The sequence below is a fragment of the Streptomyces sp. WAC 01529 genome (genome assembly GCF_003945545.1).
GTDB lineage: Bacteria > Actinomycetota > Actinomycetes > Streptomycetales > Streptomycetaceae > Streptomyces > Streptomyces anatolicus.
In genome coordinates this window covers 4,660,939-4,677,740 of sequence record NZ_CP029617.1, presented here as the reverse complement: position 1 = coordinate 4,677,740, position 16,802 = coordinate 4,660,939, and the positions used below count along the sequence as shown (strand labels likewise).

Genomic DNA, 16,802 nt, shown 5'->3' with positions numbered 1-16,802 from the left:
TGCGTGGCGGGGGCCGCGAGGCCTAGAAAAGACAGGGCCGTGCCGCCCTGGAAATCAGTCGGGTGGAGATATGCAGCGCGGTGGCGGACTGGGCGAGGGGACCGACGGCCTGGGCCCCCGGCGTGCCCGGCGGGGCAAGCACCGACGCGAGGCTCAGGCGCCACCGGCGCAGGCGCCCGACCAGACGTATGACGAGGCGTATGACCAGGCGCGGAGCGAGTCCGGCGATCCCCGGCAGGACCGGATGAGCAGCAGGAGTGGCGGGGTGGGGGTGACGTACAAGTACTTCGGGGCTCCGAACGGCGCGACCGCGGCCCGGGTGCCCATCTCCATGCGGCCCGAGGAGCTGGGCGGCGACGAACTGGGCATGGGCGGCATGTTCACGAAGATCAAGCCCGAGACGATGGCCGCGATGGTCCTTACCGGCATCGAGGGCATACCCCTGCACCAGGTCCCCCCGCTGGAACTGGTCGTCCTGCACCCCGACTACGCCGTGGTGAAACTCCCCATGACGGTCGTGGACCCGCTGCGCGGCATCGGCGAGGAGTCGGTGGGCGCCGCGGCCTTCATATGGTCCACGGTCCCGGACCGCGGCGGCCCCCGCGACGCGTTCAACGTCTACCAACTCCTCCACGAGTGGCAGGACTTCAGCCATCGGTTGCATGACGCGGGGCATCAGGCCTACTGCTTGGTGTGGCCCTAGGCAGTGTCTTCAAATGATCACCGCTGGCGGATCATGGTGTTGTGATACGTCGTCATGAACTGTCCGATGCTGAGTGGGAGTTCGTCCGGCCGCTGCTGCCCGAGTCGTTGCGGGGGCGTAAGCGGCTGGATGACCGCAGGGTCCTGAACGGGATCGTGTGGAAGTTCCGGACCGGGACGGCCTGGCGGGACGTGCCCGAGCGTTACGGGCCGTGGGCCACGCTGCATACGCGTTTTCGCAGGTGGGTGGCGGACGGGACGTTCGACCGGATGCTGCGGGCTGCGCAGGCGAAGGCGGACGCGGCGGGAGACATCGAGTGGCTGGTGTCGGTCGATTCCACGGTCGTCCGGGCCCACCAGCATGTGGCCGGAGCTCGAAAAGGGGGCTCTGCGACCCGGCCCTTGGCCGTTCCCGAGGCGGGCTGACCAGCAAGATTCACCCGGCCTGTGACGGCAGGGGCCGTCCGCTCGGCTTCGTCGTCACCGGTGGCAACATCAACGACTGCACCCGGTTCACCGCCGTGATGGAAGCGGTCCGGGTGCCCCGGATCGGACCGGGGCGGCCCCGCACCCGGCCCGATCACGTCCTGGGCGACAAGGGCTACAGCTCGAAGGTGATCCGCACCTGGCTCCGCCGCAAGGGCATACCGCACACGATTCCCGAGCGGGCCGACCAGGTCGGCAACCGGGCCCGGCGAGGCAGCCGTGGAGGCCGCCCGCCGGGCTTCGACCGTGAGGTCCACAAGCACCGCAACGTCGTGGAACGGTGCTTCAACCGCCTCAAGCAGTGGCGCGGTATCGCCACCCGCTACGACAAGACCGCCCGGTCCTACGAAGCAGCCGTCACCTTGGCATCGCTCCTGATGTGGGCGTGACATTTGACGACAGGACCTAGCGCGCCAGGCGCGAGCCCAGGCGGGCGTCCTTCTCCGGGGCGCCGAGCGCGGCCGGGTCGAAGGAGCTGATCCCGGCCGTCGTCAGGCCGGTGGCCGCGCCCTTGAACACCCAGGCGGCACCGGAGTCCCGGTACGTGCCATCCTCCCCGGGGGCGGTGACGGTCAGGTCGGCCTTCTTGTCGCCGTTTACGTCGGCGAGCGAGACCTCGGCGCCGAACTTGTCGCCCTTCTCGGAGGCGCCGGGGACGCCGGGCGTGGTCTGGGTGAAGGACTGGGAGCCCTTGCCGCCGAGGCCGCTCCTGGCGCCCTTGAGCAGGACGACGTTGCCGCTGTCCCGGACGTTCTTGCCGCTCGCGGTGACGTCCTCGCCGGGGACGCCGACGGCGATGTCGGCGTAGCCGTCGCCGTTGACGTCGCCCGCGCTGATCGAGGCGCCGAACTGGTCGCCGTCCTCACCCACGCCCGGGACGCCCGGGCTGTCCTGGGTGATCTTCACGGTGCGGGTGGCGGCGGGCCCGTCCTTGCTGCCGTAGTCGACGCGGACGGTGCCCTTGTCACGCTCGTTGTCGTCGTCGAAGGGGCCGTTGTCGCGGGTGACGAAGTCGCCGTAGCCGTCGCCGTCCACGTCCGCGACGGCGCCGCCCACGGAGGCCTTGAGGTCCTTGGCCGTGTGGCCGAGGCCGGACGCGCCGCCCTTCCAGAAGCGGCTGCTGAACGCCAGGTCCTCAAAGCTGTGGCTGGTGACGAGGTCGTCGACGCCGTCGCCGTCCATGTCGCCCGCGACGAACCCGTCCAGCTCGGGAAACCGTTCGAACCCGATATCGTCCTTCCTGGCCGCCTCGCCGCCGCGCGTGAACGGCCCGTACCAGACGGTCATGCCGGGGTTGTCGCTCTCGGGCGTGGCCTTGTAATCATGCGTCACCAGGTCGCGGTGCCCGTCGCCGTCGAAGTCGCCGACGGCCAGGGAGCCGACCGCGCCCGGCAGTCGGGCGGCCGCGTCCGTGAGCCCGGCGGCGGAGCCCCACAGCACCACGGTGCCGCCTTTACCGGCGCCGACGACCAAGTCGGTGTAGCCGTCCCCGTCGAGGTCGGCGGCGGTCAGCTCGCGGCCGAAGGCCCCGTGCTTGCTGACGCCCCCGGGCACCCCCGCGCTGGACCGGTCGACGACCTTCCGGCGTGCCTGGTCGGCGCCGCCCTTCGACCCGTACACCACGGCCACGTATCCGGCTTCCTGCTTCCCGCCGACCGTCGCGTGCGCCGCTCCGAGCGCCAGGTCGGCGTACCCGTCCTTGTTGAAGTCGACGACCGGGGTCTTGGCCGCCTCCGCCCGGGGCGCTGCGGACGCGGTGGCGGTGCCTACCGCCAGCGGCGCGGCGATGGCGGCGGCCGCGATGGCGACGACGAGGGAGCGACGCACTGTTCCTCCTGAGACTGGTGGCCCTTCGGATCAGGTTGATCAGGGCCCGCAGAGAGGAGACAGCCGAGGTGACGCGAGGGTTGCACACCTGTGAACCACCAGAAACGGAATCCTTGCCTCAACCTGGTGGGGCCGGTCTGCCGCCTTCGCCGCCGGTCTCATGAGCGGCCTCCTGACCGCCGCCGCCCCGGAGGGCAGGCCAGGTCCGGGGCGGCTCCGTTCGGGGTGCGGCACACCGAAACGCGGCGCTCGCCGGGACAGTTGACCGGAGAGCCGGCGGGCGTCGGGCGGCTCTGCGGTCATCCAGCCGCTTACACGCAGTGGTGGTCAGCGCAGGTGACTCCCGCCGTGATCGTCAGCGGGCGGGGAACGTACCGAGCGTGGCTTGCAGGTGAGCGTGGAAGGCCGCCGCATGGGCGGCCATCACAGCCGTCCAGGGTGCGGCATCGGCGTGAGCGATCTCCCGCCACGCCGCGGCGTTGGCAGCGGCGAATGCCTCCTTGGCCTCCGTCGGCGCAGCGCGCCAGGAGGAGAATCGGTTGGTGAAAGCGTCCGCCTCGCACGGGCTGGGAGCAACCGGGGCGGAGGGTGGTGGCCGTCATTGCCCCGACCCCTTTTCCACGCCGTCGCTACGCCGTCTTCCCGCCAGTCGGGCGGCGGATGAGCGTCGGCCGGACGGCGTGGAGACGTGCTGCGGACAAGCGGAGCCTTTGGGTCACGCCCATTCGTCCGACCGGAAGCACTGTTCGTCCGACCGAAAGCACTGGATGGCCCTGGCCGGTCGCCGCCGCTCGCCCCGGCCCGTGACCGGGTCCGTACCGTGCCGGCCGACGTCGTCCCCTGCGTGGACGACGCAACGCAGTACGACATGGCAGTCAGCCGAGCGGCAGGCTCTTGACGACGTTCCACCGATAGGCGCGGTCCTCGCGTCGCAGCTCCACCAACTGCACTTCCTGGACGTGCAGATCGACTGGTGCAAGGCCCCGGAGTGGGGTGACCGCCTCGATGACCGGGGCGGCGGGGCGTGGCCGGTTGTTGTAGGCCAGGCTCAGGTGGGGGCGGAACAGCGCGGTCGGCTTGCGGGGTGCCCGCCCCAGCGGAGCCATGGACTCGCTGAGGGCCGCGTGCAGCGCCAGTACCGGCCCCCAAGGGGCGACCGTCAGACGTACGGCTCCCCGAGAACCCGCGAGCGGGACCGCCCGCAGGCGGAAGGCCGCCGGGAGAAGCGGGACCGCCGCGCTGATGACGTCATCGAGACGGGGCAGCGGCAGCGCTGCGGCGGAACCAACGCGGGTGAGCGTGATGTGCAACCCGTCGTCGGGGACCGGATCCAGGCCGAGCGGCGCGAGGTGCCGCTGGCAGCGCAGAGCGACGTCGGCAAGTGCTGGGTTGTCGGGGAAGGTGAGCATCCAGTAGTACGCCCGGGTCTGTCCCGTCCAGCCGGGCCGGTCCCAGTGATCGACCATGGTCTCTATGGCGTCGAAGGCGGCCTGGTCATGCGCCGCGATCACCGCCGGGTCACTCAGGTCGGCCGGCGGGTGGGCAGGGAAGGCTGCGGGGTCGGCGCTGAGCTGGATGTGCGGCCAAGACACCCGGCGAACTCCCTTGTGATCACCCCGCCTCGGCAGGCGGGAGCCGACGGCCCCAGGCGCGGAGCTTTTCGCCATACTCGCGCACCGCCGGCCGGGACCGCCAAGGGGCTGCTCGCTCGTACAGATCCCGTCGACGTGACCCACCCCAAGGTGCAGGGGCTCTACGAGTCGTGGGGGTATGTCAAAGCCGGCGAGCAGCAACCGTTCGGCGACTCCCCGGTGTACGCGGTCATGGTCAAGGAGCTCTGAGACCCGGTGAGCAGGTTCCGTTGTCGGACCTCGCCCTTAGCGTGGGGGCATGGAGCGATCACAGCAGCCGGACCTGCGCCTCGAACCCTGGTCGGACGAGGGGGGCCTGGCGCTCCTCACGGGTCTCAACACCCCCGAAATGACGGAGCACTTGGGCGGCCCCGAGACGCCGGATAAGCTCGCGGACCGCCATCTTCGCTATCTGCGCCTCGGCGGGCCCGACGGTCCCTTCGGCCGGATGTTCCGCATCACGCTGGGCGGTGAGACGGCCGGGGTGATCGGGTACTGGGAGACGACCTGGCAGGGCGAGACGGTCTGGGAGACCGGGTGGGGGGTCCTGCCCGAGTTCCAGGGCCGGGGGGTCGCTGCGGGCGCGGCGCGGCTGGTCGCCGGGGAGGCGAGGGCGGCGGGGCGTCACGCCTACCTCCACGCGTTCCCGGCGACGGGGCACGCGGCGTCCAACGGGGTGTGCCGCAGGGCGGGCTTCACCCTGCGGGGGGCTTCGACCGTCGAGTATCCGAAGGGGAACTGGCATCCCTGCAATGACTGGCGTCTCGCCTTGAGCACCGGCTGATCTTGCCCGGCGCCTTGTGCGCCGCAGGGGGTCTGGCGTTACTCCCTTGCCAGCAGCGCGCCGTCGTGGGCGAGCCTGTTCCGCCGCTTCGCGGCGGATGCTTCCCCACCCTCCCACCCGTTTCGCGGCACCGGGCGAGTGCCGTACGGGCGGGGGCGGGTGGGTGGGGAACTCCCTCGCGGTACGGCGGACCGGGCGGGGGCACCGGCGAGGGGCGGGTGGGTGGGGAGCTCCCCCGCAACGCAGGGGGACGGGCACTCCCAAGCTGCCCCGCCAGCCCAAGGCGCCCCGCCAGCTATGTCACTCTGCCCCCATGCTCATCGCCCGCTCCGCCCCCCTCTTCCTCCTCGCCGCCCTCTTCGAAATCGGCGGCGCCTGGCTCATCTGGCAGGGAGTCCGCGAGCACCGCGGCTGGGCCTGGATCGGCGCCGGCGTCCTCGCCCTCGGCGTCTACGGCTTCGTGGCCACCCTCCAGCCCGACGCCGAGTTCGGCCGCATCCTCGCCGCCTACGGAGGAGTCTTCGTCGCGGGCTCGCTCGCCTGGGGCATGGTCGCGGACGGCTACCGCCCCGACCGCTGGGACGTGATCGGCGCCCTGATCTGCCTCGCGGGAATGGCCGTGATCATGTACGCCCCGCGAGCCCGCTGACGTGCCCGCCTATCCTGGCTGGCGGACGGCTGGACCAACCCCGCCGCCCACCGGCCGCCTTGACCTCCCCCAGCCCAAGGAGCGCACCATGACCGCCGCCGCCAAGCGCATCGCGATCGTCACCGGCGCCAGCAGCGGCATCGGCGCCGCCACCGCCCGCGGCCTCGCCGCCGCCGGCTACCGCGTCGTCCTCACCGCCCGCCGCAAGGACCGCATCGAGGCACTGGCCGCCGAGCTGACCGACGCGGGGCACGACGCGATGGCGTACGCGCTGGACGTCACCGACCGCGCGGCGGTGGACACCTTCGCGACGGCGTTCAAGAAGATCGCGGTCCTGGTGAACAACGCGGGCGGCGCGCTCGGCGCGGACCCCGTCGCCACCAGCGACCCGGCCGACTGGCGCCAGATGTACGAGACGAACGTCATCGGCACGCTGAACGTCACGCAGGCCCTGCTGCCCGCGCTCACCGCGAGCGGCGACGGCACGGTGGTCGTCCTCTCCTCGACCGCCGGGCACGGCACGTACGAGGGCGGAGGCGGCTACGTCGCCGCCAAGCACGCCGAGCACGTCCTCGCGGAGACCCTCCGCCTGGAGATCGTCGGCACCCCGGTCCGCGTCATCGAGGTCGCGCCCGGCATGGTCAAGACGGAGGAGTTCGCGCTGACCCGCTTCGGCGGCGACTCCGACAAGGCCTCAAAGGTCTACGCGGGCGTCGCCGAGCCGCTCACGGCCGAGGACGTGGCGGAGACGATCACCTGGGCGGTCACCCGCCCGCCCCACGTCAACATCGACCTGCTGGTGGTCCGCCCCCGGGCCCAGGCCTCCAACACCAAGGTGCACAGGGAGCTTTGATGCCGACCCCACCCCGCGAGACGACCTCACCCCGCGACGCCGCCTCCCGCCGGGCGGCCGAGGCGCTCCAGGCGTACACGCTCTCGGAGGAAGGCTGGCGCGACAGCCCGAGCGAAACCCTCCAGCGCGTCCTCGCCGACCTGCTCCACTGGTGCGACGACACCCAGCGCGACTTCGACAAGGCCCTCACCGCCGCCCGCGCCCGCCACGCGGCGGAACTCGACGGCAGCGGCGCCCGACGGATCGCCCGGCCCCCACGGCGGCCGGGCGGCCCGCGCTCACCCCTTCACGCAGATGACCTGCTTCAGCTTCGCCACGACCTCGACGAGGTCACGCTGCTGATCGATGACCTTCTCGATCGGCTTGTACGCACCCGGGATCTCGTCCACGACACCCGAGTCCTTGCGGCACTCGACGCCCCGCGTCTGCTCCTCCAGGTCCTTCGCCGTGAAGCGGCGCTTGGCCGCGCCCCGGCTCATGCGCCGGCCGGCGCCGTGGGAGGCGGAGTTGAAGGACGCTTCGTTGCCGAGGCCCTTCACGATGTACGAGCCCGTGCCCATCGAGCCCGGGATGATCCCGAAGTCACCGCTTCCGGCACGGATCGCGCCCTTGCGGGTGACCAGCAGGTCCATCCCGTCGTACCGCTCCTCGCTGACGTAGTTGTGGTGGCAGGAGATCACCGGCTCGAAGGTCACCTTCGCCTTCCGGAACTCCTTGCGGACCACGTCCTGGAAGAGCGCCATCATGAGGGCGCGGTTGTGCTTCGCGTACTCCTGCGCCCAGAACAGGTCGTTCCGGTACGCCGCCATCTGCGGGGTGTCCGCGATGAAGACGGCCAGGTCGCGGTCGACCAGGCCCTGGTTGTGCGCGAGCTTCTGGGCCACGCCGATGTGGTGGTCGGCCAGCTCCTTGCCGATGTTCCGCGAACCGGAGTGCAGCATCAGCCACACCGCGCCCGCCTCATCGAGACAGAACTCGATGAAGTGGTTTCCGGATCCAAGCGTTCCCATCTGCTTTGTCGCCCGGTCCTGGCGGAATTTGACCGCTTCGGCGACCCCGTCGAAGCGGGACCAGAAGTCGTCCCACCCCGCGGTCGCCATCCCGTGGAAGCGCTCCGGCTCGACGGGATCATCGTGCATGCCCCGCCCCACCGGAATCGCCTGCTCGATCTTCGACCGCAGCCGCGAGAGATCCCCCGGCAGGTCATTCGCGGTCAGTGAGGTCTTGACCGCCGACATGCCGCAGCCGATGTCGACACCGACCGCCGCCGGGCAGACCGCGCCCCGCATGGCGATCACCGAGCCGACCGTCGCGCCCTTGCCGAAGTGGACGTCCGGCATGACCGCCAGGCCCTTGATCCACGGCAGCGTCGCCACGTTCTGCAGCTGGCGCATCGCCGATTCCTCGACCGACGCCGGATCGGCCCACATCCGGATCGGTACCTTCGCCCCAGGAACCTCTACGTACGACATATCGTCCTCATTCCCCCGTTGTTTACTACAAGCCTAGAAGCACATGAAGCGCAAATACCGGAGCCAAGGTCAACGAAAGGGATGACGGACCGGCGTCCACGGCAGCGCGTGCGATAGACATTGTGTCCACCGGTCGCCCACCAGCGGCAACCGAATATCCCCCTCGAGAGGAGCCCTCACGGTGCAGCGGAAGGTCTACGTGCCCGGTATCGCCGCGCTCCTCGCGGCGCTGCTCGTCGGCTGCACCGCGGGCTCCGGCGGCGGCGACGAGTCCGCCGACTCCAAACCGGGCGACACCGGCAGCTCGGCCGCTCCCGCCCAGCCGGGCAAGTACCGCACCCTCCCCGAGCCCTGCGGCGAGGTCGAGCCCGGCACGCTCGACGCGATGCTGCCCGGCCTCAAGGAGATGGACACCGAACAGCGCGAGAAGGCGTACGAGGGCACCCCCACGGTCACCTATGACACCGACCGGCGCGTGGGATGCAGCTGGAAGGTCGAGTCGTCCGGCGCCTCCCACCACCTCCTCATCGACTTCGAGCGCGTCGTCTCCTACGACGGCGCGGTCAGCGACGACGACCGCGCCACGGAGGTCTACGCCACCAAGCTCCGGGAAGCGGACCTCTCCCAGCCCGCCGGCTCCGGCGGGAGGGAGTCCGACGACTCCGACGACTCCGCGGGCGACAAGGCCCAGGGCGGCAAGAGCGCCGGAAGCGCGACCCGCGACGAGGACGACAACGACAAACCCGACAAGGGCGGCAAGGACGGCAAGAGCACCAAGGGCACCCGCGCGGAGGAGAGCGGCGACGACGAGTCGCCCGCCACCGCCCCCGCGACCCCTCCCCCCGGCCTCGAACCCCGCACCCTCGACGACCTCGGCGAGGAGGCCTTCCTCGACGACGCCCTCACCACCGCCGCCTCGGCCACCCGACACCGCACCGTGACTGTGGTGTTCCGCACGTCGAACGTCATCGTCACCATCGAGTACGACGAGCAGCCGGGCCGCCGCACGGACGTCCCCGACAGCAAGGAAATGCAGGACAAGGCGCTGGAACTGGCCGACGCGCTCGCCGGGACCTTCGACGAGTGACCGGTGGCCGCGGCGGGTACGGGCAGGAGCCGGGCACCCTCGACGCGGAGCCACCCGCCGCCCCATGCGCGTACCGTGGCCCCGGACCCGACGACGTCACGAGACGAACTGGACGTCACGAGACGAACTGAGTGAAGGAACCATGCACCGACCTGCACAGCGACAGCGACAGCGCCTCAGCCGCATCATCGTCTGCGCGGCCGCCGTACCGGTGATCCTCGTCGCCTCCGGCTGCTCCTCCGACTCCGGCTCCGGCTCCGACGGCGCCAAGAAGGACGCGGGCGCGAAGGCGTCGGCGTCGAAGAAGGCCGGGGACAAGCCCGCGACCGTGGAGAAGGCCGCGTACAGCAAGCTCCCCGAGCCCTGCGAGGTCCTGTCGAAGAAGACGCTCGCGGACCTGGTGCCGAAGGCCAAGGACAAGGGCAAGGCCGGCACGTCCACGGACACCGCGCTGCGCGGCAGCTGCTCCTGGGACAGCCTCGACAACAACGGCGTGGACGGTTCCCAGTTCCGCTGGCTGCGCGTCTCGCTGATGCGCTTCGACTCGGACGCCTCGCTCGGCAGCGGCGCGAAGCGTGCGCAGGACAACTTCGCCAAGCAGGTCGCGGACGCCCAGGCGACCAAGGACGCGAAGGGCGTCAAGGCGGAGCCGGTGCAGGGCGTGGGCGAGCAGGCGACGCTCGTGCGCTATGACCTGAAGAAGGACAAGGACACCTTCAAGCAGCAGACGTTCGTGACGCGCGTGGAGAACGCGGTCGTCACGGTCGACTACAACGGCGCGGGCCTCGCGGGCGACAAGTCCCCCGACGCCGGCGACCTGTCGAAGGCCGCGCAGAAGGCGGCGAAGGAGGCCGCGGCGTCGGTCGTCGCCGCCAACGAGGGCGGCGCCAAGGCACCGTCCGGCGCGAGCGAGAAGCCCAAGAAGGACGACGCGAAGAAGGACGACCCCAAGAAGGACGAGCCGAAGAAGGACGAGCCGAAGAAGGCCGTCTCGAAGTCGGACGACTCCACGTCCGAGGACTCCGCGTCGGACGACAGCAAGCCGAAGGCCAAGGCCAAGTCCTGAAGCGGAGAAGTAGCGGAGTGGCGAAGTGGCCGCGCCCGTGCGGTAGTTGAGGAAGCCCGGCCCCCTGGGACCGGGCTTCCGCCGTACCGGCCGCCGGGCGCCCCGCACACGTGTGCCACGCTATCGATCGCAACAAGCCGAAACAGGCTGAACAGGGAGGGGTTCGCGGGTGGCCGCGATGCAGCTGACACGCACGCACCGGATACTCATCGGGGTGGTCGTCGCCGGTGCGGTCGTCATCGCCGCGATCGGCTTCGTGGGGTCGTACGCGGCCGTGCGCGAACTCGCCGAGCAGAAGGGCTTCGGCAGCTTCTCGGCGGTCTTCCCGATCGGCATCGACGCGGGCATCTGCGTCCTGCTCGCCCTGGACCTCCTGCTCACCTGGATCCGCATCCCCTTCCCGCTGCTGCGCCAGACGGCGTGGCTGCTGACGGCCGCGACGATCGCCTTCAACGGCGCGGCGGCCTGGCCCGACCCGCTCGGCACGGGCATGCACGCGGTGATCCCGGTGCTCTTCGTCGTCGCGGTCGAGGCGGCCCGGCACGCGGTCGGGCGGATCGCGGACATCACGGCCGACAAGCACATGGAGGGCGTACGGATCACGCGCTGGCTGCTCTCGCCGGTGCCGACGTTCCGGCTCTGGCGGCGGATGAAGCTGTGGGAGCTGCGCTCGTACGACCAGGTGATCAAGCTGGAGCAGGAACGTCTCGTCTACCAGGCCCGCCTGCGCTCCCGCTACGGCCGCGCCTGGCGCCGCAAGGCGCCGGTGGAGTCCCTGATGCCGCTGCGGCTGGCCCGCTACGGCGTCCCGCTGGCGGAGACGGCCCCCGCGGGCCTGGCCGCGGCGGGCATCGAACCGGCCCTGCTGCCCCCGGCCCCGACCCCAGCCCCCGCCCCGGTCCCGGCCCCGCGCCAGCCGGAGCTGACGACGCCCCCGCAGGCGGAACTCCCCCAGGCCTCGCGCCGCCCCCAGCCGCAGCCCGAGCCCGAGCCTCGGCCCCAACCCCGGCCCGAGCGGGAGCGGGAGCCCGAGCCGCAGCCCGAGCCCGAGGTCCTGCCGCACGCGAGCCCGTGGTTCGCCAAGTACCCCGCGTCGTACGTCCCCGAGGAGCCGTACGACCAGTGGTACGAGGAGCAGGCGCCCTACGACCACGGGCCGCACGCCGACGAGCGCGAGGAAACTCCCCGGCAGACCGCCCCGGAACCCGAAGCCGGGCCAGAGGCAGAGCCGGAAGCAGTCACAGAGGCGGAGGCAGAAGCAGAGCCCGTGGTCGACATCCCCGGCCTCCCGGAGGACATCAGCCGCGAAGAGGCGTACTTCACGGCGTTCCGCAAGTACGTCAGCGAGCTGGGCGACTACCCCAACGCCCGCCAGTTCAGCCTGTACTTGATGGACCTGTACGGCGTGACGGGCCAGGCCGGCGGTCCTCTCACGGAGAGCACCCTGCGCCCGTACCTGCGCGACTTCCGCTCCCGCTACCAGCAGGACCTGGACGCGGGCGCGGAACACATCGCGTAACCCTGTCGCTTAACCCCGTCGCGCGGCTCAGGAGGCCTTCGGCGGAACCAGGTTGACCTCGCGGCCGAGCTTCGTCGTGGTGTCGGCGTAGAGGCTGACCTCTCCGTCGCTCCACCGCACGAGCAGATCGTCGGGCCGGCCGTTGGCTGTGTAGGCGCCCGCCGTCACCGCCTTGGCGTGCTTCCACAAGGAGGCGGAGGCCGACGTGCGCGTCTCCTTGCCGAGGCCGCCCGCGCCCACGTCTTGGTAGAGGGAGCGCCGGCCGTCGGACCAGCGGACGACGAGGTCCCAGGAGGCGTTGCCGGTGAAGTCACCGCCGGCGAGCAGGGTGGCCCGCTTCCAGGTGGCGTTGGCCTTCCGGAGCCTGGTCTCCTTCTTGAGGCCGGCGCCCACGTCGGTGTGGAGGCTGACCTCGCCGTCGCTCCACCGTACGACCACGTCGTCGATCCGCTTGTTGCCGCTGAAGCGGCCCGCGGTGAGCTGGCCCGCGTGCTTCCAGACGGAACCGGCCGCGGCGAGCTTGGTCTCCGTGCCGAGACCGGTGGCGGACACGTCCCCGTACAGGGTGACCTCGCCGTCGGACCAGCGCACGATCAGGTCGGAGCGCGCGTCGCCGGTGAAGTCGCCGCCGGTGATGGTCGTGGCGTGCTTCCAGGTGGCGTTGGCCTTCTTCAGGCGGGCCTCGCCGGTGAAGCCGCCCTTGCCGTCGCCGGAGTTGAGGGTGACCTTCCCGTCGTCCCACACCACGAGGAGGTCGGCCTTGCCGTCGCCGGTGAAGTCGCCGCCCGCCAGGTGCTTGGCGTGCTGCCAGGTCTCGCCGGTGCCGAGCGAGGCGGGCAGCGGGGGCCGCTCGACCACGCCGACGTCGTTGACCGCGTCGTCGTAGAGCTTGAAGACCTCGCCGTCGTAGTACGGGGCGTAGGAGACGGAGTCGGTCGCGCCGCCGCCGCCCACGCCGCCGAGGTTGCCGACGACCTTGCCGGTGCCGGTCCGCTCGTCGTAGTCCATCAGCCACGGGCTGCCGGACGTGCCGCCGTAGAAGCCGCCGCAGGCCATGCGCAGCTGCTTGTAGCCGGAGAGCCGGGTGGTCTTCACCCGGCACTTGATCGCCTGGTCCCTGGGCGCGTTCCTGGCCGACGGATAGCCGACGACGGTGACCGCCACCTGGTAACCGGGCGTACGCGTCAGCGTGTTGGCGCCCGTCACCCCCTCGACCTGCCGGCCCTCCTTGTCGGGCTTGACGGTCGCGAACGCGAAGTCGAGGTCCGATCCGGGGCCGTAGTCGGTGTGCCGCGGGTCCCGGAAGACCCGGTCGACCGCCCATATGCCGTGGGGCTGCTGCGCCGGGGTCTTCCCGGTGCGGTACTGCGGCACGAAGGCGTACTTGTCGCCGTTGCCACAGTGCCCGGCGGTGAGGATGAGGTTGCCCTTGGGGCTGTGCACCACGCTGGCCGTGCAGTTGTGCGTGGCCATGCCCTTGTCGACGTAGTAGAGAACGCCGATGGTCCTGGAGCCCGCGTAGCCGGTCTCGGCCTTGGGGACGGAGGCGGCGGCGGTGTACGCGGCCGGGGCGGCCACCGTGGAGGCGGACGCGCCGCCCTGCACCGGTCCCTGTACCGGTCCCGGCATTGGCTTCGGCTCCGGCGGGGTCGCCGATTCCATACGCGCGGCGGTCCAGAAACGTTCCGCCGCGGCGACCCCCCATTGGGGCCCGCTTTCTTTCGGAACGGCGGCGTTACCACCGTCTCCGTCAATGGGTGCGACGGGTTCTGCGGATGCGGTGGCCGTCGCCGAAGCAACGAGGAATCCGCTGCTCACCCCCACGGCGAGAGCCCTAGCCCAACGGGAAATGCGCACTACTGCCTTTCTGCTGGCACACCCGAGGTCGGCGGGTGTCCAGACTCCCCCTGGTTAAGATCGCAAAGAACGGATCCAGCGAACCGGGAATGGACTCCGGCCGGCCGAACCCGAGGACTGCACCTTATGCCACGTAAACCCGCCGCGGCCGCTGGAGCGCTCGCCCTCGCCCTTTCACTGGCGGGAATTCCGAGCGCCGCCGCGGAGGCGGGCGGAAAGGGCGAACTCACCGCCACACCAGGCGTGGTGGCCCCGGGCGAGAGCGTCACCCTCTCCGTCCTCAACCCCGAACTGATGGACCAGATGGACGACGCTCACCGCGTGACCGTCCACTCCGACGCCTTCACCGGGCCGGTGAAGCTGGCCCCTTCCGGAAAGGTCTCCTGGCAGGGCCGGGCCACGGTCCGCTGCGACGCGAAGCCCGGCAGCCACGCCCTCCGCTTCGACCAGCCGGTCCCGCCCGACGAGGCAAAAACGAACGGCGAGGTACGGGTCGGCGCACCCGGCCGTTCGTCTCCCCGCCCCGAGTGCGCGGCCAAGTCCGGCACGTCCGACGACTGGACCCCGACGACGATCACCATCGCGGCCATCGCCCTCACAGCGATGGCCGCCCTGGCCTTCTTCACCCTCCGCCGCCGCAGCCCCTGATCTCTTCCCCCGGGCCGGTCAGGCTCTGCTCTTCTCCCGCTTCTTCCCCAGCTCCCCGTAGACCGCGAGCACGGCCCCCAACAGGAAGAGCGCGACATACAGGGGCGTGGGCACGTCCCACCACTTGTGCAGCAGCCCCCAGGGGCCGTCCCCGAAAATCCTTCCGGCGGCCCCGAGGCCGCCCTGGATTCCCACGACCCATCCGACGATGGCGATGATTTCCTTCATGCGTCCACGATCACGGACGGATCGGCCCCCGGCGTCCTGCCGAGGACCGAACCCCGGGTAGTCCAAAGGATGCAGACAGCTCCGAAGCAGCCCGGCGCCAGCCGCTACGCGCCCAGCAGCTTGCGCACCCGCTCCGCGCCCACGGCGAGCAGCAGCGTGGGAAGCCGGGGCCCCGTCTCCCGGGTCACGAGGAGCCGGTACAGCAGCGCGAAGAACGTCCGCTGCGCCACCTTGATCTCCGGCGGCAGCTCCTTCGCCGTCGCGTCCGCGGAGAACCCGGCCCGCACCTTCGGCACGCCGTACACGAGGTGGGTGAGCCCGTCCAGGGACCAGTGCGAGTCCAGGCCCTCCAGGAGCAGCCGCAGCGACTCGCGCGCCTCGTCGTCCAGGGACGAGAGCAGCTCGGTGTCCGGCTCGGACCGCACGATGGTGCGGGCGTCGGCCGGCACCTGCGTGGTGATCCAGTTCTCGGCGCGGTCGAGCCGCGGCCGGACCTCGTCGAGCGAGGCCAGCGGCGCCGAGGGGTCCAGGTCGCTCAGGATCCGCAGCGTCTGGTCCTCCGCCCCCGCGGTGATGTCCGCGACGGACGCCAGCGTCCGGTACGGCAGCGGCCGCGGGGTCCGGGGCAGCTCACCCGCGGCGGTGCGCACCGCGCGGGAGTGCGCGGAGGCGTCGGCCGGCAGCGCGGAACCGTCGGCGACCTTGGCCTCCAGCTTGTCCCACTCGTCGTAGAGCCGCTGGATCTCCTGGTCGAAGGCGATCTTGAAGGACTGGTTGGGCCTGCGGCGCGCGTAGAGCCAGCGCAGCAGCGGCGCCTCCATGATCTTCAGGGCGTCGGCCGGGGTCGGCACACCGCCCTTGGAGGACGACATCTTCGCCATGCCGCTGATGCCCACGAAGGCGTACATGGGGCCGATCGGCTGCACGCCGTCGAAGATCTGCCGCACGATCTGCCCGCCGACGACGAACGACGACCCGGGCGAGGAGTGGTCCACGCCGCTCGGCTCGAAGACGACGCCCTCGTACGCCCAGCGCATCGGCCAGTCGACCTTCCAGACCAGCTTGCCGCGGTTGAACTCGCTGAGCCTGACGGTCTCGCCGAAGCCGCACGCCGTGCAGGTGTAGACCAGCTCGGTGGACTCGTCGTCGTACGAGACGACGGTCGTCAGGTCCTTCTCGCACTTCCCGCAGTAGGGCTTGTACGGGTAGTACCCGCTGGCGCCGCCGCTGCCGTCGTCCTCGCTCGCGGCGCCGGACCCCTCGGCGGCCTCCAGCTCGGCCTCGTCGACGGGCTTCTGCGCCTGCTTCCCCTTGCCGCCCTTCGCGGGGTCCTTCTTGGTGCGGTACTGGTCGAGGATCGCGTCGATGTCACCGCGGTGCCGCATCGCGTGCAGGATCTGCTCGCGGTAGGCACCCGAGGTGTACTGCTCGGTCTGGCTGATCCCGTCGTACTCCACGCCCAGCTCGGTGAGCGCCTCGGCCATGGCGGCCTTGAAGTGCTCGGCCCAGTTCGGGTACGCGGACCCGGCGGGGGCGGGCACGGAGGTGAGCGGCTTGCCGATGTGCTCGGCCCAGGTCTCGTCGACGCCGGGGACACCGGCCGGCACCTTGCGGTAGCGGTCGTAGTCGTCCCAGGAGATCAGGTGACGGACCTCGTACCCGCGCCGGCGGATCTCGTCGGCGACCAGGTGCGGGGTCATGACCTCGCGGAGGTTGCCGAGGTGGATCGGGCCGGAGGGGGAGAGTCCGGAGGCGACGACCACCACCGGCGCGGCGGCACCGGCTTGTTTCGCGCCCGGGGCACGACGCTCCGACTCGGCGATGACCTCGTCCGCGTAGCGGGAGACCCAGTCGGTGGTATCGGTGCTCTGAGCCACGATCGGCACGCCTTTCCTCTTCTCTGTGAGTACCGCTTGACGGAGCCATTCTCCCAGGTAGCCCCGTAACCGCGAAAACCGCTTTTCACCGCGTGGGATACTCGGTTTTCGTAGCT

Annotated in this window: 14 protein-coding genes and 2 pseudogenes; 10 read left to right on the top strand and 6 right to left on the bottom strand. The window is 71.0% G+C overall.

Annotated features, from left to right (window positions below; genetic code table 11):
• Nucleotides 1-70: 70 nt before the first annotated feature.
• A complete protein-coding gene (locus DMA15_RS21130) occupies nt 71-703 on the top strand; it encodes a hypothetical protein (protein ID WP_125514344.1) in 633 nt (210 codons plus the stop codon).
• Between the two features lie 44 nt (nt 704-747).
• Nucleotides 748-1,577: pseudogene (locus DMA15_RS21125) on the top strand (IS5 family transposase).
• A 16-nt stretch (nt 1,578-1,593) separates the two neighbouring features.
• On the opposite strand, the gene DMA15_RS21120 reads toward DMA15_RS21125, so the two are convergent.
• Both DMA15_RS21120 and DMA15_RS21115 read right to left on the bottom strand, forming a co-directional pair.
• Complete coding sequence (locus tag DMA15_RS21120; RefSeq protein ID WP_125514343.1) at nt 1,594-3,015, bottom strand: FG-GAP-like repeat-containing protein; 1,422 nt, start codon at nt 3,013-3,015, stop codon at nt 1,594-1,596.
• Between the two features lie 875 nt (nt 3,016-3,890).
• On the bottom strand, nt 3,891-4,607 hold the full coding sequence (locus tag DMA15_RS21115) for a 2'-5' RNA ligase family protein (RefSeq protein WP_125514342.1): 717 nt from the start codon (nt 4,605-4,607) through the stop codon (nt 3,891-3,893).
• A 129-nt stretch (nt 4,608-4,736) separates the two neighbouring features.
• Here DMA15_RS21115 and DMA15_RS21110 point away from each other — a divergent pair.
• From DMA15_RS21110 to DMA15_RS21095, 4 genes and pseudogenes are all read left to right on the top strand, one after another.
• Nucleotides 4,737-4,856, top strand: a pseudogene (locus DMA15_RS21110) (GNAT family N-acetyltransferase); the annotation flags it as partial.
• A gap of 49 nt (nt 4,857-4,905) precedes the next feature.
• The gene (locus DMA15_RS21105) at nt 4,906-5,430 is read left to right on the top strand and encodes a GNAT family N-acetyltransferase (protein WP_125514340.1); all 525 of its coding nucleotides are present in this window, start codon (nt 4,906-4,908) and stop codon (nt 5,428-5,430) included.
• Nucleotides 5,431-5,743: 313 nt separating this feature from the next.
• Nucleotides 5,744-6,079, top strand: a complete 336-nt coding sequence (locus DMA15_RS21100; protein WP_125514339.1) for a YnfA family protein — start codon at nt 5,744-5,746, stop codon at nt 6,077-6,079.
• Nucleotides 6,080-6,167: 88 nt separating this feature from the next.
• A complete protein-coding gene (locus tag DMA15_RS21095) occupies nt 6,168-6,932 on the top strand; it encodes an SDR family oxidoreductase (RefSeq protein WP_125514338.1) in 765 nt (254 codons plus the stop codon).
• A gap of 278 nt (nt 6,933-7,210) precedes the next feature.
• Here the strand turns inward: DMA15_RS21095 and DMA15_RS21085 are convergent, their stop codons facing one another.
• Nucleotides 7,211-8,404, bottom strand: a complete 1,194-nt coding sequence (locus tag DMA15_RS21085; protein WP_125514337.1) for an RtcB family protein — start codon at nt 8,402-8,404, stop codon at nt 7,211-7,213.
• 181 nt (nt 8,405-8,585) lie between these two features.
• Here DMA15_RS21085 and DMA15_RS21080 point away from each other — a divergent pair, with 181 nt between their 5' ends.
• The 3 genes from DMA15_RS21080 to DMA15_RS21070 all read left to right on the top strand — a co-directional run bounded on the left by DMA15_RS21080 (nt 8,586) and on the right by DMA15_RS21070 (nt 12,076).
• Nucleotides 8,586-9,491, top strand: coding sequence for a DUF3558 domain-containing protein (locus tag DMA15_RS21080; protein ID WP_125514336.1), 906 nt, complete (start codon nt 8,586-8,588; stop codon nt 9,489-9,491).
• A gap of 142 nt (nt 9,492-9,633) precedes the next feature.
• Nucleotides 9,634-10,557, top strand: coding sequence for a DUF3558 domain-containing protein (locus DMA15_RS21075; protein ID WP_125514335.1), 924 nt, complete (start codon nt 9,634-9,636; stop codon nt 10,555-10,557).
• 178 nt (nt 10,558-10,735) lie between these two features.
• Complete coding sequence (locus tag DMA15_RS21070; RefSeq protein WP_240659882.1) at nt 10,736-12,076, top strand: DUF2637 domain-containing protein; 1,341 nt, start codon at nt 10,736-10,738, stop codon at nt 12,074-12,076.
• A gap of 27 nt (nt 12,077-12,103) precedes the next feature.
• Here DMA15_RS21070 and DMA15_RS21065 read toward each other — a convergent pair whose 3' ends face one another.
• Nucleotides 12,104-13,705 carry an FG-GAP-like repeat-containing protein gene (locus DMA15_RS21065; RefSeq protein WP_240659881.1) on the bottom strand — a complete coding sequence of 534 codons (1,602 nt, stop codon included), beginning with the start codon at nt 13,703-13,705 and terminating at the stop codon, nt 12,104-12,106.
• A 354-nt stretch (nt 13,706-14,059) separates the two neighbouring features.
• Here DMA15_RS21065 and DMA15_RS21060 point away from each other — a divergent pair, with 354 nt between their 5' ends.
• Nucleotides 14,060-14,581 (top strand): hypothetical protein, encoded by a 522-nt coding sequence (locus DMA15_RS21060; protein ID WP_125514332.1) that lies wholly within the window; start codon nt 14,060-14,062, stop codon nt 14,579-14,581.
• Between the two features lie 18 nt (nt 14,582-14,599).
• On the opposite strand, the gene DMA15_RS21055 is transcribed toward DMA15_RS21060, so the two are convergent.
• Both DMA15_RS21055 and lysS read right to left on the bottom strand, forming a co-directional pair.
• Entirely contained in the window at nt 14,600-14,809 is a 210-nt protein-coding gene (locus DMA15_RS21055; RefSeq protein ID WP_125514331.1) for a hypothetical protein, read from the bottom strand.
• Nucleotides 14,810-14,913: 104 nt separating this feature from the next.
• The gene (lysS, locus tag DMA15_RS21050; RefSeq protein WP_125514330.1) at nt 14,914-16,695 is read right to left on the bottom strand and encodes a lysine--tRNA ligase; all 1,782 of its coding nucleotides are present in this window, start codon (nt 16,693-16,695) and stop codon (nt 14,914-14,916) included.
• Nucleotides 16,696-16,802 lie beyond the last annotated feature (107 nt).